The following is a 20,682-nucleotide window of genomic DNA, read 5'->3' on the forward strand; positions in this document are numbered from 1 at the left end:
TCTAGGTTCTAGGTTCTAGGTTCTAGGTTCTAAAAAAGTTTAACCACAGAGTTCACCGAGAAGTGAATAAGAGTACAAAAATTTTTACTCTGTGCAGCGCAAAGCGCCTCTGTGTTCTCTGTGGTGAATAAAAAGATAAGTTGTGCTAGTTAGAGCCAGACAAATACCTAATTTAATCTCATGTTGGCATCATTTTGACAATCCTGACTACATTATTGAAACGCGGTTTGTTAGGTTGCTAGTTACTAAAGAAATTAACCACAGAGCACACCGAGTTCACCGAGTTCACCGAGAAGTAAATAAAAGTCCAAAAATTTTTACTCGGTGCAGCGCTAAGCGCCTTTGTGGTAAATAAAAAAGATAACTTGTACCTGTTAGGTAACAAGTAAATACAGATTTCGATTTTTCCGATAGCTTTATTCACCGTTGTTTTGTTGCAAAATTACAAGCCATAATTCCAGTTAGTTTAATTAACTGTTTACAAAAGCAGTTATTACTGGAATTATCACGATTTATAATAATTGCCGTTTTAGTGTATTATCAATTACTCAAATAGGAAGGCTGAGTCGCTATGCTATCTAAGGAATGGTGTTAAATTCAATTATGGTGTTACCTCGAAATCGAGATTATTTTCAGATATTTTTAGCCTCTCTATCACCAATGATTTTCGTGGTACTTTTACTTGCAGAGCTTGGGTTGGAATGGGTGTATTCATTATCAATTATTACTCTTTGCTACTTAGCTTCATTCATATTTTGGTTTAAGAACGGAACTAAACCAGCTGCGTGGATTAGCAAAGGGAAACTACATATTCGAGATGGTGTGTTCGGTACTGATGTTATTTATAAAGACCGACTAGAATCCATGCGTTATGAAATTGGCCATAAGCGTGCTGTCGCAGGTAGTAATGCAGAGGAAGCTGAGATGCACATATTGGTTATTAAAATGAAAGGTTTTGATGAATGGACTTTACCTATTAAAGATTTAATAGAACATGGGCCAAATTTAAGGCTTTATAAGTTTATCAGAGATAATTTTTATAATTTGAAACTGGTGAAAAAGTAGTTATAACAAGCTTTTAAACACAACACAGAATAAATATAACGCTTATTAATTAATGCAGTTTTTTAGTTCAGGTTTACAGAGGATTTTTCGTTGGGTTTCGCTGCACTCTACCCAACCTACGCAGTCAAGTTTAACTCCGGACATACAACTTAAAGCCTACCGACCCTTGCAAGTTTATACATTTTTTACAAAGCAAAGCGCGAGATAAACTCGCGCTTTCTGTAAACGCCCTAGTACCTAATTACCTAGAGCCTAGCACCTAATTACTTATTAAATCGCTGGGTAACCAATGCGATCAGACAAGTAACCAACACTGGTGGCAAAGTAATATGAGCGATTCCAATGCATTAACGCTTTGTAATTATCATAAGCTAAATACATACGGCCATTCATATCATCAGGCATAACCAATGCCGCCGTTACATCTACGGCTGGTAAATCAGTACCATCCATTTTACGTACACCTAAAGCTTGCCAATCAGCTAGTGAACGCTCTGAATCAGCCCAAAACTCTAACCATTGAGTACGTGTTTTAGTTCCACGTTGCAATACATAGCTAGGTTCGAAGCTCTGTGGTAACTTAATTTGACGACCCCAAGTAAGATCACTATTCCAGCCAGCTTGCTTTAAATAGTTAGCTATTGATGCAAAGGCATCAACTTGGGTGGTCCAAATATCTTTTCGACCATCTTTATCATAATCTACCGCGTAGGCATTAAATGAGGTTGGCATAAATTGCGTTTGCCCCATTGCACCTGCCCATGAACCATTGAATTTATCTAAAGTAATGTGCCCTTCCTTTAAAATATCAAGCGCGGCCCATAGTTGGTTTTTATACATAGTTTCGCGACGGCCATCAAAAGCCAGCGTGACTACCGATGAAATAACGTTGTGACCGCCTTGGATTTTACCAAAATTACTTTCAAGGCCCCATAACGCAACAATAAAGCGTGCTTGCACGCCGTACTCGGCTGCAATTTGTTCTAAAATATCTTTATTTTCAGCGTATAGTTTACGTGCGCGGTCAATTTTCCATTGTGGCACACGCTTTGGTAAGTAAGTCTCTAAGGTTTCTTTAACTTCAGGCTGATTTTTATCAGCAGAAATTACCTTTTCTTTAAAGTGTGCTGTAGCGAAGGCATCTTCAATTAATTGACTATCGTAGCCTTTTTGTGCTGCTTCTTGTTTTAAACCTGCAACATATTCATCAAATTGTGCTTGGGTCTTGGCCAGTGCCGATGTACTGATACAGGCACTACATAAAATTGCAGCCAATTTAGTCATTATATGTTTAGTCACTATCAACTCCATTTTGTTTTCTATGCTCAGCTAGTAAGTTAGCTTCAGGTGGCGGTAACTGGAGATAAAACCCGACATCAGTTAATGATTTCTCAACCAAACTTAAATCAGCCCCGCCTAAATGCGTTCGTTTTGCTAAATTAATTAACATTACGTAATGAGGTTGACCGAACATAGCCATTAAAGGTTCCGGTACCTTGCTAAAATCATCTCTTTTTTCTACGAAAAGGAAGGTATCCGCTTTTTTCTTACTTTTATATACCGCAGTCAGCATTATGACCCTATAAAATCTTGCTTAACAGTGCTGCACACTATAACATGAGAGTCATAATAAGTTAGAAAAATTAGATTAGAAATTTCACCTTATCCATATAAACATAGGCCTTATTCAGCCTGCGTTTATCTAAAATTGATTTCTGATCACACTATTCAATTGAGCGTGTATGTCGGACCAAACTTTTGAGCTAAAAGGGAATCTTTTTACGTTATCAGTTTTACATCTTTATAGTACTGATATAAACCTGTTAGCTGAGCAACTGTATATAAAAATTGCCCAAGCCCCTCGTTTTTTTGAGGGTGCTCCTATTGTTGTTAATTTAATTGAGATAAAAAATAATCTTGTTGATTTTGTTCATCTAAAGTCTTTATTAGAACGAATGAACTTTAATGCTGTTGGAGTCTGTAATGGCTCTGATGAGCAACATACGCAAGCCAAAGCCGCTGGGCTCTCAGTTTTAAATTATTCACAAGACGTTAAGAGTGAACCTGTTACAAAGCAGAGTAATACTTCAATTGTTGAGAAAACAGTTTACTTACCTGCCCAAGTTATCAATGGCACAGTGCGCTCTGGTCAACAAGTGTATGCTAAAGACCGTGACTTAATCGTCATTGGTGCGGTAAGCCATGGTGCAGAAGTGATTGCTGATGGCAATGTACATATTTATGGCACGTTACGTGGTCGCGCAATAGCAGGCGCACAAGGTTACAACGAAGCACGTATTTTTTGCCAAAAATTAGAAGCAGAACTTGTTTCTATCAATGGCAACTACTGGATCAGCGATTCTCTGCAAGGTGAGTTCTGGGGCAACGCTGCACAAATCCAACAAAAAAATGAATCATTAGAAATTTCAGCTTTGGTTAAAGGATAAATCTTATGGCAAAAGTCATTGTCGTTACGTCAGGTAAAGGTGGTGTAGGTAAAACTACATCAAGTGCTGCAATTGGCACAGGTTTAGCACTTAAGGGCTATAAAACAGTCATTATAGATTTTGATATCGGTTTACGTAACCTTGATTTGATCATGGGCTGTGAACGTCGCGTTGTCTATGATTTTGTTAACGTTATAAACGGTGAAGCAAATTTAAATCAAGCACTTATCAAAGATAAACGGGTAGATAAATTATTTTTATTACCTGCTTCACAAACTCGCGATAAAGATGCTTTAACTCGCGAAGGTGTTGAACGCGTATTAAACGAGCTGAAAAAAGACTTTGATTATATCGTCTGTGATTCGCCAGCAGGGATTGAAGCCGGCGCTATGATGGCGATGTACTTTGCTGATGAAGCAATTGTAACAACGAACCCTGAAGTATCATCAGTTCGCGATTCAGACCGTATTTTAGGTATTTTGCATAGCAAATCTAAACGTGCTGAAGAAGGACTTGAAAACATAAAAGAACATTTATTACTGACTCGCTATAACCCAGAGCGAGTAGCCAGAGGTGAAATGCTGTCAGTTGAAGATGTGCAAGATATTCTTTCTATCGAATTGTTAGGTGTAATACCTGAATCACAAGCGGTATTAAGTGCATCAAACTCAGGCCAGCCAGTTATATTAGATACAGAGTCTGATGCTGGACAAGCTTATGCCGATGCAATTAATCGCTTATTAGGTGAAACAGTCGAATTTCGCTTCTTAGATGTAGAAAAGAAAGGTTTGTTCAAACGGATATTTGGAGGTTAACGTGTCACTACTTGACTACTTCCGCTCAGAAAAGAAAAATACAGCGTCACTAGCAAAAGAGCGATTGCAGATCATTGTTGCGCATGAGCGCTCACAGCGTGGTACACCTGATTACTTACCACAATTAAAACAGGATATTCTTGATGTTATCCGTAAATACGTCAACATCAGTAATGACGCGGTTCAAGTCCAATTCGATCAAAACGAAGATGACTTAGCGGTATTAGAGCTCAACGTCACTTTACCTGACGAAGAGAAAGAAAAGAAATAACTAAAAGGGCGCTATTACAGCGCCCTTTTCACATTTTATTACTTTATTTAATGTTCAAATTACTCCTGTTCAACATCATTGCCTGTTACAAAAAGCTCAGTCGTTGATTGTTAGTCTAGCTATAGGTATCAATCAAAGGACATTATGATAAATAAAGTTCTATAGTTTGCTGCACATATTTAAAAAAATACCACGCATTATTTAAACTCTTTAATTCGGCACTTAAAGAATACTCGCCGAATCAAGTAATTTACTTCCTGCCTTTGAGGTAACTGCATAATTAAAACCAGGTTGAATACAATAAGAGCCATATTCACCAGATTTACTCAAGGCTAAAAAACCGACTTGAAACTGTTTATAATCACCCAGCTTATGGGCAATTCGCTCAACTGCGGCCTTACACGCTTGAGTAGGTGTCATACCTTGGCGCATCATTTCAACTACTAAATGGCAGCCTACCGTTTTTATCATTAACTCGCCCATGCCCGTTGCCGTTGCAGCACCGACTTCATTATCAACGTACAAACCGGCACCTATAATGGGCGAATCACCTACTCTGCCTGACATTTTAAAGGCCGCGCCACTAGTGGTACACGCCCCAGATAAATCGCCATTACTATCAAGCGCTAACATGCCGATTGTGTCGTGGTTTTCAATATTGATCACGGGCGCATATTTTGATTCCACCAGCCAATCTTGCCAGGCCTTTTTGGCTTGCGGAGTTAATAAGTTTTCTTCTATAAACCCTTGTGATTTAGCAAATTGCAGCGCCCCCTCACCTACTAACATCACATGCGGGGTGTTATCCATCACTAACCGGGCAACCGAGATGGGATGCTTAATGTGTTGTAAAAATGCAACTGCGCCACAGTTTTGATTTTCATCCATAATGCAGGCATCGAGAGTAACGTTGCCTTCTCTGTCAGGGTAACCACCATATCCTACTGTCATCACATTTGGGTCTGCTTCAGGAATTCGCACACCGGCTTCCACAGCATCAATGGCTTTACCATGCTCAGCAAGTACCTGCCACGCGGCTTTATTAGCCGCTATACCATGTTGCCACGTTGAGACCACTATGGGTTTAAGTTGCGAATTTAAGCTTTTAATTGATTTATTAACGACCTGTTTTTGAGCCAATACTTTTGCCGTCAGTGTACTCGCTCCTACGGCTAGTACAGCGGTTATCGATTGTCTTAAAAATTGTCTTTTACTATTCATGACTAAATCCTAGTTATTCATTTTAGTAATATCGTTGCAGCTTTATTTAAAGTCCCACTCAGAATCATTAAAAATAAGGCCAGAGGGATAGCCCTCTGACCTGTAAGTAATTAAAATTATTTTTCTAATCCGAGTAACTCGATTTCGGCAATTTGTAGTAATCCGTCATTATTTGCATTTTTGCTAATGCTAAGACGATAGCTTAAAAAAGCAAAACCATTATTGAATTCAAATGAACGACGTTGTAAACGCTCATCCCAGCTTTCGCCTAACCATGATGAAACAACAGTCCAGGTTTGGCCTCCATCATTTGAACCTAATAAACTAAAGTTCTCAGGGTCTCGTTCAGGTGCATCATTGGCGCTGGTTATTGCAAGACCGCTGACCGTTTGCGGATCACTAAAATCAACTTGGATCCATGCTGGATTTTCTTCTGTTGGCGCTCCTTGCCAATCATTATGATCCAACCATTTGGTCTGTATATCACCATCAAATGCTTTATCTGCACTTTCTGCATCACCAATACTAAAGCGGGCACTAAATACACTACCGGTAAGTGAAGTTAGATCTTTAAAAGCATAGTCAGGACCAATTAAACCAACTTCGGCAATTTGAACTAAACCATCATTATTGGCATTTTTAGTTACAGCAAATCGGTAGTGGCTATACGCGAGTGTATTTGCCACAGGAAACGTTCTTTTTTCTAGGCGCTGATCAAAACTTTCGCCGACCCATGCACCGATATCCAACCAGTTTTCACCATCCATCGATGCCATTAAAGTAAATGATTCAGGATCGCGCTCAGGGGCATCGCTTGCACTTGTGAGTGTCAGTGTATTAACTGCTTTTGCTTGCGGTAAAATAACTTGCAACCAAGCTGGATCAGCATTAGTTGGTGGTCCCTGCCAATCGTTATGATCAAGCCATTTGGTATTTACATTATTATCAAATGCTTGCGCTGCACCTTCACTATCACTGATACTATTACGTGCGCTGTAGCTTGCTCCTGCAACTTTACTATGATCTTCTCCTGGCAATTCAGGGCCAATTAAATCGATATCAGCTATTTGTAATAAACCATCATTATTCTTATTTTTGGTCACTTCTAAACGATAACTACTAAATGCTAGTTGATTAGAAAAAGAAAACGCTCTGCGCTGTGCTCTAGAGTCGAATGATTCTCCTACCCAAGTTGCAAGTTTTTGCCACGTGGTGCCATCATCGTTAGAAGCTAGTAAAGCAAAGTTTTCTGGGTCACGTTCAGGCGCATCATTAGCACTGACAATTACTAACTGATCCACGGCTACAGGACTTACAAAGTCCATCTGTATCCATGATGGCTTGTCTTCAGTTGGAGCCCCCTGCCAATCATTGTGATCTAACCACTTTGTTGTAGGGTCATTATCAAATGCTTTATCTGCATTTTCTGCATCCCCAATACTATTACTAGCACTGGTAGTACCGCTGGTAATATCAGTATGATCAACACTTGTAAAAACAGGGCCTACCATCTGAATGTCCGAAACTTGCACTAACCCATCATTGTTTTTATTTTTTGTAATATTAACTCGATAACTAAGGTACTTTTGTCCATTAACGAAGCTAAATTCTTGGCGAGAAAGCCGATCCTCGAATGATGCACCAATAATATTTGCAAGCTCAAACCAACTTTTTCCACCATCATTAGACCCCAATATGGTAAAATTCTCTGGGTCTCGCTCTGGCGCATCGTTAGCACTGGTAATGAATACACTATTTACAGCCTGTGGCTTTGCAAAATCAACTTGTATCCATGAAGGTGATGCTTCACTTGGTGCCCCCAACCAATCATTATGATCAAGCCATTTAGTATCTAGGTTATTATCAAAGGCTTTAGCTGCACTTTCAGCATCACTAATTGCGTTTCTAGCTGTAAATACTGCACCAGTTAAGTTCTCTTGTGTGGTGATTTCTTGAAGTGGGCCTGTTGATAATGCTTCATCAAAAAGCGGTAATGACAGATCAACTATCGAATCTGCAGTTAAGCCTAGTTCAGTGGTTAGAGGATGACTGCTAATGGCATCATAAATACGCTGACGAAAGGCAGCTAGCGCATCTGCGTCATCGTTTAGTGCAGCCCTAATATTCTGCTGCGCATTATCCATCACTGATTTTAAATTATCAGATTCACTAAACTGTGCAAAAGAAGCATTTAACAACGATAGTTTAATTATTGCCTCATCTGCATATTGCGTTGAGCATACTTGTTCTGCGCTATCATTTTCTTCACAACTTTCACCTAGTATGAAGTTGTCGAGCTTGTCAGCACTTATCACTGCCATGTTAAAAACATTAGTATTGCCCGTTTGCCAACCCATAGTACGCAACAACAACGCAGACATTTGCGCCTGTGCTAATGCCATTAACTCTGCAGTTGATACATTTCGACCATCAGCAATTTGTTGCTCTACAAGTTGAGTCGCCAAAGTTGTTAATGCGTTGGCTTGCAAAGTTGTGTCTGCAACACCATCGGCATCATTGCCATAAGGTACCGTTAATTGCCCTAACGTTGAAAATACACTCCCAGCAATTGCTGCACCACTGGTTAATTGTGTAAATTCAGCATCACCACAGCGCAGCGCATCACATTGCATTGTAGAACTATCCGTGGTTGAAATATTAAGTTTTACGGTGGAATTGATCCCAAAACCTGCCTCACTGCTTAATTCAATAAAAAAGCGGCCCTCTTGATCGGTATTGCTGGCACTGTTTATTGTTAAATTACTACCATTGAGCGCAGTAACGGCGATATCTGCATTTGATAAAACACCTTTGATTATTGTCCCTGCAATTTCAGCATGTGTAACATCAGGTGTTACTGGTACATTATCTACTTTTGGGTCATTACTTGATCCACCACATGCGCTAAGTAAACTTGCAGTTAAAAGTGAGGTCCCTACAAGTTTAAATATATTTAGTGTATTCATAATTTTGCCTTTTAAAATCAGCTGTTGATAACACGCTAACTAACCGTATTCATTTTGTTTTATTAAACGGTTATAACTTGTCACTGAGTACGTAAAAACTCTTTTTAACAAGTGCTTAGTTAGCCTGTTGATAAAACGTTTTAGCCAAACCTTAACAATTAAAACCGATAGGTTAGTCCAGCATAATACCGGCGACCGCTATAGCTGCTACTGCGAAGTCGCGCTTTACTATCATCACCATAGAATGTTCGTGACTCTTCTTTTGTTAAATTAATAACCGATGCCGAGAGCACTAAATTTTCCATCACGCTGTATGACGCATTTAAATCAACTTGTTGATAAGGTTCTTGGGATACAGTTAAGCCATCAGCTAATCCTAAGGCCATTTTCCCACGGCGGTTATAAGATGCCCGAACACTGTAGTTATCGTCTTCAAAGTAAGCTGAAAAGTTGAATTGATCATCGGCACTGCCCACTAAGGCTGATTCACCTACTTTTTCACCATCAACACTGACATCAGCTTGATTAGTATCATTGAGGGTATAGTTAGCATTGATACCAAAACCATTATCAAAAGCATGTTGAGCAAATAATTCGATTCCGCGAGAAGTGGCATTAGTACCATTTGCAGTGGTGGTAAATGGTGTTACTGTGATGTCTCCAGCTGGAACAATTTCAACGCCAGTAAAAGGATTTGTAAAACCATCGAATGGACGTTCTGAAGTAATGATCAAAGGCACTATGAAATTATCAACGTCCTTATTAAATAATGCGATGCCAACCGCTGAACCATTTCCATAATAATATTCAGCTGATAAATCGAGTTGCACAGATTCAAATGGCTGTAATGCTTTATTACCACCCGATCCACTCCAACCTTGATCAACTGGGTTACCTCTAAATTCGAGTCGGTCGTCAGCCCACTCTTGTGATATGAAGGTTAATTGTTCCGGTGCACCTAAATCATTAAAAGGTGCGCGTGACATAGTTTTGGCAGCTGCGGCTCTGATAACCAGAGAATCACTCGCTTCCCAGACTAAATTTAAGCTAGGTAGGAATCTGTCATCTTTGACAGTGCGTAATGTGGTAGTTTCAACATCAACCAAACGCTCATCACCAAGAATATCTTCACCGGTCGCATCATTTATATCATCTAAAAAGTAGTTTATTTTGTCTGAAGACATAATTTGTGTTTGCGTTTCTACATAACGAACGCCGACATTGCCGCGAAAATCACCAAACGAAAAATCAGCTTGAAGATAAGCAGCTGTTATTTTTTCTTCAATATCAAAAACAAAATCGGGTTCACGGCGTGTATATTTAACATATTCATTAGTAACAATATCCCGATATTGCTGCCAATTAATACTCGGCATAGTATTAACTTCAAACCCACCCGCAATATTTTGTTCCGATTCTTTATTTAATACATCCTCAAGGTTTGGCATGCCACCAATCCACTGATAGGCAACTTCATCTATTGCACCTTGACTGAATGGATCAAGTTCCCCACTAGCAATGCGATCGGCACCATCTTGAGTAATAAAAAATGTATTATTGGTTTCCCGATGCAGACTTGCTTTTCGATGCTTAACTCCCACACGCAATGTATCAACTATGCCATAAGCAACATGGTAATCTAAATCAAGTTGACCATAGTCTTCTTTTAAGTCACTGACAATGAAACTTGAGCCTGTTGAACCTGGATCAGGATCACCTGCAATACCTGCTTGTAAATTCGCAAGTAATGCTGGATCTGCATATAAAGAAACACGTTCACCTAAGCGCCAACCTGCAAACGATGCCGCATTTTCATTTTTTCCTGAATCACTACGACTGCCAGGCTGACCGCTTTTATACGCTGCATTAAATGACTCCGATGGCCCACCGCTTGCCTTCGTACGACCAAATTTGCCTTTAAGGTCAAAGACATCACCTGCATATTCAAATGCAAAGTCATACGTATCTGAAGTATCTTTTTCTTTTGTATAACTACCTATGATCCAAGGAAACTCTAAATTGCCTTCACTACCGCCTGCACCACTGGTGAAATCCATTCCAGTAACAATAGAGCCCGTTTCATCAAGTATTACACCGGTTAAATAGTCAGGGTTATATTTCCATTCAGGGATCATCAGTTGTGAAGTAGTTCTATCTTGACCTAATTCAAAGTGAAAGTGATTAAATGTCAGCTCTAAATTATCTGTTGGTCGCCATTGCATTGTCGCTTGCACACCAACACGTTCGCGCTTTTCCTCAGTAATGCCCACACCGGCAACTTGCGGTGCCCATACACCATCATAGGAATTACCATACGCATCTTCTAACGCCCCAAAACGCCGAGTACTGTCAGTAATTTCATTGCCATTTACATCAGTTGCTGGCTGCTCGCTCCCCGTTGCCCATCGCCAACCACCTCCGCCTGACATATCTCCAGTCAGAGAGCGGTTAGTACGATCTTGCTTAGTATAACCGAGTAAAAAGCCAACGTTTTCATCTTCATTTTTCCAAGAATACACACCGCTAAAATTAGGCTCATACTCTTTTGTTACATCAGCATAAGTGTATTCAACATTAAATGCACCAGAGTTTGCATCCATATCCAATGGCGTACGACTATTTAGAATAACCGTACCACCTACACCGCCTTCATCTAAGCGAGCTTCTGATGATTTAAAAACTTCAACCGATTGCACCATAGTCGAAGGCAGTAAAGAATAGCTAAAAGAACGAGATGGAGAACCCGGTGATGAAGCAATAAAATTACCGTTAAGTTGAGTGAGGGTTAAATCAGATGACAACCCACGAATACTAACATTCTCGCCTTCACCACCACTGCGAGATATCACAACACCAGGTACTCGTTGTAAAGAATCGGCCACATTCTTATCTGGAAATTTACCTATATCTTCTGCGGTGATTGCATCAACAATCGAATTGGACAGTCGCTTAATCGCTAAATTTTCTGCCATCGAGGCGCGAATCCCCCTGACTTCTATTACTTCTAGATCGCTTTCTTGTTCATTTTGTTGATCTTGTGCGTATGCGCCATTACAGCTTGCCATCACCGCTAGAAGCAATGCAGATTTCTTAAATCGCCGAGCAAGACCCGCCGATTCACGACTGTTATTATTATTGGTCATGTTTATCTCCAGTATTATTGTGTGCTATTGATTGTATTTAGTAACTTAAAACCCACGATAATCCGTGCCAATAAACTTTAAGGCGTTTCATATCTGAGTTAATAGCTTGTTAAACTGCTTTTCAAGAATAGGGTTCTGTCGAAGAAAGTGATAATAGAAATTCGGTTGCCTCTAGAACAAAATCGGCGTTAAGGTTAAAAAAAGATCCAATTAGTGCTGAGCTAGTTTATAGTCGTCAACTTAAATTAATGGCATATAAAAACACTTCCCATATTCATGAAAAGTAAAAAAACAAAAATAAGAACATGATTTACAAATGAATTTTATTTATTCTATTATAATCTAATATAATTAAATATTTTATTGTTAACAACATCGCTGGTATTTTGGAACGAAACAATGCGTAAAAATTTAGAAGTCTGTTTAAACGCAGATAGTCATATTCAGTTAGCTGATAATGTAAAAACCGCATTTACAGCTGGCGCCTCTAGAATTGAACTTTGCAGCACAATGCAACTTGAAGGTCTCACTCCTAGTGAAACAGCAATGACTATTGCAGCTCATGCAATGCCCTCAGAAGGCGAGTTGCTTATCATGATACGACCTGTTGCGAATCAATTTATTGTTGATGCAACAATACTGAAGCTAATGCTTACACAAATAGCACACGCGGCGCACGCAGGTGCTACCGGTGTTGTTTTTGGTGCGCTAAACGCCAATGACGTTGATATCGCAGCTACCACAGCGCTTATTGCCTGCGCACATAAATATAATTTAGCAACGACATTTCATCGCGCTTTTGATTGTATAGAAGACAGCGAAAAGGCAATTGACCTATTAACTGAACTGGGCATTGATCGTATCCTCACAAATGGCACTAAATGGACTGATGATAAAGGTGTTATGCAAGGTCTTAATCATATACAAACAATCATTAGCCACGCCAATGATCATATAGAAATTGTTATTGGTGGTGGCGTAACCACTGATAATGCAAGTACACTTTGGCAACTTGCCAACAATAATTTAGTGTCACTACATGCCTACTCTGGTGTACACAACAAGGATGGCTGGGTGGATCCGTTATTAATTAACGCAATTTTAAATCAACGAACTAACGAGCAGGCTAAAAATGACTAACCACTCTCAACCTCCCCTGTATTTAGGTATTGATGGCGGCGGTACAAAATGCCGAGTCAGGCTTGAAAACGCACAAGGCACCCTACTTGCTGAGGCAGTAAGCGGTGCAGCAAATATTGCAACCTCCGTTGAAGTGGCGCAGCAATCCATTATTGATGCAACAAAACACGCATTACAACAGGCTGGTTTAGGGCTATCAACACTTGGGGCAATTTATGCCTATGCAGGACTCGCTGGCGCTGGCATTGCCGGTGCAAATAAAAAGATGGCACAGTGGCAGCATCCATTTGCACAATTTAACTTTTCAACTGACTTACACATAGCCTGTCAAGGTGCCCATGGTGATAACAGTGGTGCGATTATTATTTTAGGCACTGGCTTTTGTGCTGGAGCAATAAAAAACGGTAACGTTATTGAATTAGGAGGCCATGGATTATTATTAAGTGATGGCGCAAGCGGAGGCTGGATTGGTTTAACTTTATTTCGTTATGCATTAGAGGTTTTAGATGGCTTATCCCCCTCAAGCCCATTAATAAATACCTTATTGGCACAGCTTAGTTGTGATACAAGTAACCAGCTGACAGAATTAGCACTCAATGCCAAACCCGCTTTTTTTGCCGGTTTTGCGCCTTTAGTTTTCGCAATGCAAGATGATCCTTGGGCCATTATTATTTTAGAGCAAGCAGCGCGCTATATTACCCGTTATATCGATCATTTAGTTAGCCATGGCTATTACAACATTACATTAATGGGAGGCACAGCCGAGAAAATTACTCCTTGGTTATCTACCAAAGCACAAGGTTATCTATGTGATGCGCATTACCTGCCCGAGCAAGGCGCTATTCAATTAGCTAAACGGCTGGCTTAGGGCTCAATTTGGTCGCGCATTTGCGAAGGGATCTCACCAAATAAGCGTCTGAATTGTTTACTGAAATAGCTAGGCTCAGAAAAACCGCATTGATAGGCTATTTGTGAAATAGGTAAACGAGTTTCAACAAGTAGCTTACGTGCGTTTTCTAAACGTATTTCATTAATAAATTGATTAGGTGTTTTTGCTAAATGTTTTTTAAAACGCCGCTCTAACGCACTTACCGATAAATGAGCAAGCTCGGCAAGTTCTTCAATACAGATATTACGATGATAGTGTTCACGTATATAATTTACTGGCCCTTCAATCGCTCTTACATGCGACAAAGCCTTTGATGTTTTTTGTAAATGCCGTGTAACGCCATAGGTGCCCAGTATCTGACCATCGTCAGTTAAAATCGCTTTTTTGGACGTTGAAAACCAGGCCAATTCACCATTTGAGGTTTGGTTTAGCTCCAAACGATCAATAACCACATAGCCATTCATTACGCGTTTATCGTCATTGACATATTGAAATGCTAAGTGCTTGGATGAAAAGTCAAAATCAGTTTTAAGTAAAATCTGCTCTAATGACTTATACCCTTGATGCTCAATAAAGTGTTGATTTGCGTATAAAATTCGGCTATCAGAATCCTTAACCCAAAACAAAATATCAGGTAATAAATCAAATGCCGCGATCAGTTGATTTACGCCCGCTTTATTTATAATCCCTTGTACTTCCATAATAATATATTCTATAAATATCAATTCGCAATAATATATAAAACGCCGATTTTGTTGCATTGTCAACCGAATTTTTATTATCCCTTACGCTGTTCATTCCTTATTATCAATAACATGATATTAACTAAACTCAGTAGACGATTACTGACATGGAGCTTTTTCATGAATAATGCCAAAATCCGCATGGGGATGGTCGGTGGTGCACAAGGTGCATTTATCGGTGCAATCCATCGCATTGCTGCACGCTTAGATGGCTTAATTGAGTTAGTCGCAGGCTCCTTTAGTTCAGATCCATCACGCAGCCAAGCTACAGCTGCAATGCTAGGAATAAATCCAGATCGTTGCTATGACAGCTACCAACAAATGTTTAGCGAAGAAGCTAAGTTACCTGCCGATCAACGAATTGATTTTGTGGCAATAGTGACGCCAAATCATTTGCATTTCCCAATTGCAAAGTGTGCAATTGAAGCAGGTTTTCACGTTTTATCAGATAAGCCAGCCACCCTAAATTTAGAACAAGCGCTGTTATTAGAAAAAACTCTGCAAGCCAGTGATTGTTTATATGGATTAACTCATACCTACACTGGTTACCCGATGATTAAAGAAGCGCGCCAACGTATTACTGATGGCGAGCTGGGCGCTATTCGTAAAATTATTGTTGAGTACAGCCAAGGTTGGCTTGCCACCAGCGAAGATGAAAATGCCAAACAAGCCAAATGGCGTTTAGATGCTGATAAGGCCGGTATTAGTTGTTGTATAGCTGATATAGGAGTGCATGCTGCAAATCTAGCTGAATACGTGAGCGGCCTAGAAATCACCGCACTATGCGCTGACTTAAATCATGTTGTTGCAGGCAGAACACTCGATGATGATGGCACCGTTTTACTGCGCTTTAACAACGACTCTAAGGGAGTTCTTCTTGCTAGCCAAGTTGCATTAGGAGAAGAAAACAATCTTAATTTGCGTATTTATGGCGATCAAGCAAGTCTTGAGTGGTCACAAATGGAACCAAATAGTTTGTGGCTCAAAAGTCATAACGCGCCAACCACCCTATTACGTGCAGGTGTTGGCCTAAAAAGTACTGCGGCACAAAATTCACTGAGAACACCTGCAGGCCATCCAGAAGGATACCTTGAAGCATTTGCCAATATCTATGTCAATTTTGCAAAACAAATTCACGCAAAAAAAGCCGGATACACAGCATCTAACAGTGACTTCGACGTGCCTGGTATTAAAGAAGCAATTCGCGGAATGGCATTTATAGAAAATGCTGTAGCAGCGTCGAGCAAAGACACTAAGTGGCAACCATTTAAAATTGGATAAAAAATGAAACAAATTAAAGGTCCAGCGATCTTCTTAGCACAATTCATCAGCGATGAAGCTCCTTTCAACAGCTTTGCCACTATTTGTCAGTGGGCAGCAAATTTAGGCTACAAAGCAATTCAGCTACCGACTGCAAATTCTCGTATTTTCGATTTAGAAAAAGCAGCCCAAAGCCAAGATTATTGCGATGAAGTGACTAGTATTGCTGCACAGGCAGGGCTTACAATTTCAGAGTTATCAACTCATTTACAAGGGCAGCTCGTAGCCGTTCATCCGGCTTATGATGAAATGTTTGACAATTTTGCCCCTCAAGCACTACGCGGTGACCCTATAGCCAGAACGAAATGGGCCATCAATCAGTTAATGATGGCCGCTAAAGCCAGTAAAAATTTGGGCTTGAAAAGCCATGTGACTTTTTCAGGAGCACTACTTTGGCATACTTTTTATCCTTGGCCGCAGCGTCCAAAAGGACTGGTAGAGCAAGGATTCCAAGAACTTGCGAAACGCTGGCTACCAATCCTCAACTACTTTGATGAAATGGATGTGGATGTTTGCTATGAACTTCACCCAGGGGAAGATTTACATGATGGCGTAACGTTTGAGCGCTTTTTAGCTGCGACAAATAATCATCCTCGGGTAAATATTCTTTATGATCCCAGCCATTTCATCTTACAACAACTTGATTACTTATCATTTATTGATATTTATCACCATCGTATTAAAGCATTTCACGTCAAAGATGCAGAGTTTAATCCAAATGGTCGCAGCGGTATTTATGGTGGCTATCAAGATTGGCAAGACCGCCCTGGTCGGTTTCGCTCCTTAGGTGATGGCCAAATTGATTTCAAAAGTATCTTCAGCAAATTAACGCAATATGGTTTTGATGGCTGGGCAGTTCTAGAGTGGGAGTGTTGCATTAAACATCCTGAAGATGGGGCGAAAGAAGGCGCACAATTTATAAAAGAGCATTTGATCCGCCCTACGGCTAAAGCATTTGATGACTTTAGCGCAATGGACACAAATGATCAGCGAAATAAGCGGATATTAGGTATTTAATAAACAGGGTCACACACAATGAATAACAACAATAATCGTATTATTTTTCGGCTTTGCTGCATTGCATTAATTGTCACATCAATGACTTTCGCAATAAGGGCTGGCGTTTTAGGACAACTAGGCGAGCAGTTCGGCCTCACTGGTACACAGCTAGGCTGGGTAAATGCCATGGCATTTTTAGGGTTTCCGGTTGCAACCATGCTCGGGGGCATCATTTATAACGCGATTGGTGCTAAAAAGTTGGTTGCATTAGCGTTTATTTGCCACCTAGGCGGACTTATTTTAACTATCACTGCAGATGGTTTTTGGGGATTATTGATCTCTACCTTTTTAATTGGCTTTGCCAATGGATCGGTTGAAGCCGGTTGTAATCCACTGATCGCCCAAATGTATCCTAAAAACACCACCACTATGTTAAACCGCTTTCATGTTTGGTTTCCTGGCGGGATCGTAATTGGTGCATTAGCTTCAAATGCAATGACATCCGCTGGCTTCAGCTGGCAATGGCAAGTTTCGCTGATCCTTGTGCCCACCATTATTTATGGTGTGATGATGCTTAAAGCGAAATTTCCACAGTTTGATACACAGCAAAATTCAACCACCAGCAACTTAAAACACTTACTCTCGCCGCTGTATTTGTTTCTCATTATTTGCATGACACTGACAGCAGTCACCGAATTTGGCACACAGCAATGGATTGAGCAAATCCTTGGCTCGTCAGGCGCTTCGCCTATGGTTATTTTAGCTTTGATCACCGGATTGATGGCATTAGGTCGGTTTTTTGCGGGCCCGATTGTGCACCGCTTTAGTCCATCGGGTGTCCTACTGGGCTCAGCCATTTTTTCAACACTAGGGATATTTTTAATGAGCCAAGCGCAAGGTAATACCATCTACCTTGCCGCAGCACTATTTGCCGTTGGCGTTACTTATTTTTGGCCAACCATGATCGGTTGTGTCGCTGAGTATGCCCCAAAAACAGGTGCACTTGGCATGTCGTTAATTGGTGGAGCTGGCATGTTTGCAATGAGTATCTGGAACCCCGTCATAGGCCATTGGATTGATAATGCGCGAACACAAGCACAAACAACTAGTGTCAGTGTAGAACAAGTTGAAGTGCTCGCAGGACAAGCTGTATTACAAAATCTACTGGTTTTTCCGATTGTACTGATCATTGTATTTATTGGTCTTCATCTGTTTATAACAAAAAATAAAAACGTTGAGAAATACGTTTAGTCATAACAAGTAACACACAAAAAATAAGGGGTATTATATGCTTAAATCAATCTCGATGTTGTCAATTGCACTGGCTTTTAGTAGCAGTGCTTTTGCTAAGACACCCGATAACCAACTTTCTAAAGAAGAACAATCAGCTGGCTGGCAATTACTGTTCGATGGCAAAGATATGTCGCACTGGCGCAATTTTAAAAGTGAGACACTCAGCCCAAAATGGACCATAGACAATGGCGCAATGTTACTCACTAAAGGCGGCGGCGACATACTCACGAAAAAAGTCTATCGCAATTTTGATTTACAAATAGATTGGAAAATTTCAACTAAAGGGAATAGCGGTATTTTTGTGCTGGCAGATGAAACTGGCAGTATGATTTATTCTCACGCCCCTGAAATTCAAATAATTGATAACGAAGAGCACCCAGATAACAAAATAGACTCACACTTGGCTGGCTCTCTTTACGATCTGTTTGCAGCCCCGACAACAGCGCATAAACCAGCCAATAATTGGAATAGTGTTCGTATTCGTATGCAAGATAAACACTTGCAGGTTTGGCAAAATGGCATAAGTACATTAAGCATAGTAATCGGCAGCACAACATGGAATACCCTTGTCGCAAATAGCAAATTTGCTACTTGGAGTAACTTTGCTGCGGCAGAGCAAGGACATATAGGTCTTCAAGACCATGGTGACAAAGTGTGGTTTAAAAATATAAAAATTAAGGAACTATAAGCATGTCTACATTTGATCATAAAGTACTGGTTGTTGGCTCCGGCGCAGGTGGCGCAATGGCCGCTTATACCTTAACTAAACTAGGCCATAAAGTATTATTACTTGAAGCGGGGCGTGATTACGATCCAAAAAAAGAAAGCCCAATGTTTCGCCGTAACAGTGAAGCTCCTTTAATGGGCGCAGGAAATAAAGACAAAAACTTTGGCTTTTACGATGCAACCGTCGATGGTGGCTGGCAAGTTCCTGATGAGCCTTACAGTAACGCCAAAGGCACTGATTTTTACTGGTGGCGTGCGCGCATGCTAGGTGGAAGAACTAATCACTGGGGACGTTACTCATTACGCTTTAGTGAACATGATTTTAAAGGTAAGAGCCAAGATGGCAACGGCGCAGATTGGCCTTTCACTTATGATGATATCGCACCATGGTACGACATCACGGAAGAACTAGTGGGTATTTGCGGCACCAATACCGGCCTTGATGATATGCCGCCATCTGCACCTGGGGTATTACAGCCACCACCAACGCCGCGAATTCCTGAGTTACTTATTGCTGCCAGTGCGAAAAAACTGGGTATCGCAGCCGTGCCTATGCACAGAGCAGTATTAACTCGGCCAAAAGATGATCGTATGGCATGCTTTTATGCAACACCTTGTGGCCATGGTTGCTCAATCGGCGCGGCGTTTCAAACTACAACCTCATTATTACCTATGGCAAAAGCAACTGGGAATTTAGAAATAATTACTGATGCAATGGTTAAATCAGTGGCTGTTAATGATGACGGTAAAGTAACGGGTGTTACTTATATAGATAAGCAAACCGTAGCTGAAAAAACACTAACAGCAGATATCGTGATCCTTGCCGCTAGTGCCTGCGAATCCGCACGTATTTTGCTAAATTCAAAACACGCCAAGCATCCCAAAGGTTTAGCTAACTCAAGTGGCCAAGTAGGTCGTAACTTAATGGATTCAACCGGTGCTTGGCTTGGTGCGCAAGTTCCAGCATTAAAAGGTCGCCCACGTTATAACGAAGATGGCCACACTGGGAACCATTTATTTATTCCTTGGTGGGGACACAAAGCACATGCCAAAGGTGAGCTTGATTTTCCTCGTGGTTATCACTTTGAGATCAGTAGCGGTTTTAATCAACCTGGCTCTGGAGTCTCTGGCGATAAACGTGGTTATGGTATTGAACTAAAACAACAAGTTCGTGATGCCTATGGATCTTATGTTGGCTTTGCGCTGCGCGGAGAAATGCTCCCCAACGATGATACCTACATGGAAATTGATGAAAATGTTAAAGATAAATGGGGCATTCCGGTTTCGAAATTTCATTTCAAATGGTCAGATCGTGAGCTAAAACAAATTGAGCACGGCTTAAAAACAGCGAAACAGATCCTTGAAAATCTAGGAGCTACTGTGGGCAAATTACCTGCTGCTGAAAAAGCAATTTCAAAAGGTGGCGAGATCATTCATGAAGTAGGCACCACTCGCATGGGTAGCTCAGCAAAGGATTCAGTGACCAATCAATGGGGCCAAACATGGGATTGCGACAACTTATTTGTGATGGATGCAGGGGTATTTGCCTCTAATCCACATAAAAATTGCACATTAACCATCATGACATTGGCAATGCGTAATTCAACCTGGATAGCCAAACAAATAGAACAAGGAGCGCTGTAA

At 40.6% G+C, this 20,682-nt stretch carries 17 protein-coding genes; 11 read left to right on the plus strand and 6 right to left on the minus strand.

Annotated features, from left to right (window positions below; all coding sequences use genetic code 11):
* The first annotated feature begins 603 nt into the window (after nt 1–603).
* Nucleotides 604–1,065, plus strand: a complete 462-nt coding sequence (locus H5182_RS17825) for a hypothetical protein (RefSeq protein WP_259398329.1) — start codon at nt 604–606, stop codon at nt 1,063–1,065.
* 270 nt (nt 1,066–1,335) lie between these two features.
* Here the strand turns inward: H5182_RS17825 and H5182_RS17830 are convergent, their stop codons facing one another.
* Together H5182_RS17830 and H5182_RS17835 are read right to left on the minus strand one after the other, a co-directional pair.
* Nucleotides 1,336–2,352, minus strand: coding sequence for a lytic transglycosylase domain-containing protein (locus H5182_RS17830; RefSeq protein ID WP_149980391.1), 1,017 nt, complete (start codon nt 2,350–2,352; stop codon nt 1,336–1,338).
* Between the two features lie 4 nt (nt 2,353–2,356).
* Nucleotides 2,357–2,638 (minus strand): YcgL domain-containing protein, encoded by a 282-nt coding sequence (locus H5182_RS17835; RefSeq protein ID WP_145235637.1) that lies wholly within the window; start codon nt 2,636–2,638, stop codon nt 2,357–2,359.
* 169 nt (nt 2,639–2,807) lie between these two features.
* Here H5182_RS17835 and minC point away from each other — a divergent pair, with 169 nt between their 5' ends.
* From minC to minE, 3 genes are read left to right on the plus strand one after another with little or no spacing between them, the layout of a single operon-like run.
* Nucleotides 2,808–3,512 carry a septum site-determining protein MinC gene (gene minC, locus H5182_RS17840; RefSeq protein ID WP_145235640.1) on the plus strand — a complete coding sequence of 235 codons (705 nt, stop codon included), beginning with the start codon at nt 2,808–2,810 and terminating at the stop codon, nt 3,510–3,512.
* Nucleotides 3,513–3,517: 5 nt separating this feature from the next.
* Complete coding sequence (gene minD / locus H5182_RS17845) at nt 3,518–4,327, plus strand: septum site-determining protein MinD (RefSeq protein WP_149980230.1); 810 nt, start codon at nt 3,518–3,520, stop codon at nt 4,325–4,327.
* Nucleotide 4,328: 1 nt separating this feature from the next.
* Entirely contained in the window at nt 4,329–4,598 is a 270-nt protein-coding gene (gene minE, locus H5182_RS17850) for a cell division topological specificity factor MinE (RefSeq protein ID WP_145235646.1), read from the plus strand.
* Between the two features lie 222 nt (nt 4,599–4,820).
* Here the strand turns inward: minE and H5182_RS17855 are convergent, their stop codons facing one another.
* The 3 genes from H5182_RS17855 to H5182_RS17865 form a co-directional block, all read right to left on the minus strand.
* Nucleotides 4,821–5,819, minus strand: a complete 999-nt coding sequence (locus H5182_RS17855) for an isoaspartyl peptidase/L-asparaginase family protein (RefSeq protein WP_145235649.1) — start codon at nt 5,817–5,819, stop codon at nt 4,821–4,823.
* 116 nt (nt 5,820–5,935) lie between these two features.
* Complete coding sequence (locus tag H5182_RS17860; RefSeq protein WP_182760401.1) at nt 5,936–8,785, minus strand: discoidin domain-containing protein; 2,850 nt, start codon at nt 8,783–8,785, stop codon at nt 5,936–5,938.
* A gap of 158 nt (nt 8,786–8,943) precedes the next feature.
* Nucleotides 8,944–11,928, minus strand: a complete 2,985-nt coding sequence (locus tag H5182_RS17865; protein WP_182758287.1) for a TonB-dependent receptor — start codon at nt 11,926–11,928, stop codon at nt 8,944–8,946.
* A 399-nt stretch (nt 11,929–12,327) separates the two neighbouring features.
* On the opposite strand from H5182_RS17865, the gene H5182_RS17870 reads away from it, so the two are divergent.
* Together H5182_RS17870 and H5182_RS17875 are read left to right on the plus strand one after the other, a co-directional pair.
* Complete coding sequence (locus H5182_RS17870) at nt 12,328–13,068, plus strand: copper homeostasis protein CutC (protein ID WP_182760402.1); 741 nt, start codon at nt 12,328–12,330, stop codon at nt 13,066–13,068.
* The gene (locus tag H5182_RS17875; protein WP_182734191.1) at nt 13,061–13,936 is read left to right on the plus strand and encodes a BadF/BadG/BcrA/BcrD ATPase family protein; all 876 of its coding nucleotides are present in this window, start codon (nt 13,061–13,063) and stop codon (nt 13,934–13,936) included. Before H5182_RS17870 ends, H5182_RS17875 begins: the two co-directional genes overlap by 8 nt.
* Here H5182_RS17875 and H5182_RS17880 read toward each other — a convergent pair.
* Nucleotides 13,933–14,658: an AraC family transcriptional regulator gene (locus tag H5182_RS17880; RefSeq protein ID WP_145236298.1), complete on the minus strand. Its 726-nt coding sequence runs from the start codon at nt 14,656–14,658 to the stop codon at nt 13,933–13,935. The genes H5182_RS17875 and H5182_RS17880 overlap by 4 nt on opposite strands.
* A 162-nt stretch (nt 14,659–14,820) precedes the next feature.
* On the opposite strand from H5182_RS17880, the gene H5182_RS17885 reads away from it, so the two are divergent.
* From H5182_RS17885 to H5182_RS17905, 5 genes are read left to right on the plus strand one after another with little or no spacing between them, the layout of a single operon-like run.
* Nucleotides 14,821–15,981, plus strand: a complete 1,161-nt coding sequence (locus H5182_RS17885) for a Gfo/Idh/MocA family protein (RefSeq protein WP_182760403.1) — start codon at nt 14,821–14,823, stop codon at nt 15,979–15,981.
* Nucleotides 15,982–15,984: 3 nt separating this feature from the next.
* Entirely contained in the window at nt 15,985–17,037 is a 1,053-nt protein-coding gene (locus H5182_RS17890) for a sugar phosphate isomerase/epimerase (RefSeq protein WP_182732278.1), read from the plus strand.
* 18 nt (nt 17,038–17,055) lie between these two features.
* Nucleotides 17,056–18,270, plus strand: coding sequence for a sugar MFS transporter (locus tag H5182_RS17895; RefSeq protein WP_145235670.1), 1,215 nt, complete (start codon nt 17,056–17,058; stop codon nt 18,268–18,270).
* A 37-nt stretch (nt 18,271–18,307) separates the two neighbouring features.
* Complete coding sequence (locus H5182_RS17900; protein WP_145235673.1) at nt 18,308–19,000, plus strand: DUF1080 domain-containing protein; 693 nt, start codon at nt 18,308–18,310, stop codon at nt 18,998–19,000.
* 2 nt (nt 19,001–19,002) lie between these two features.
* Nucleotides 19,003–20,682, plus strand: a complete 1,680-nt coding sequence (locus tag H5182_RS17905) for a GMC family oxidoreductase (protein WP_145235678.1) — start codon at nt 19,003–19,005, stop codon at nt 20,680–20,682.

This window comes from Pseudoalteromonas sp. SG44-17 (genome assembly GCF_014164235.1).
Classification (GTDB): Bacteria; Pseudomonadota; Gammaproteobacteria; order Enterobacterales; family Alteromonadaceae; genus Pseudoalteromonas; species Pseudoalteromonas rhizosphaerae.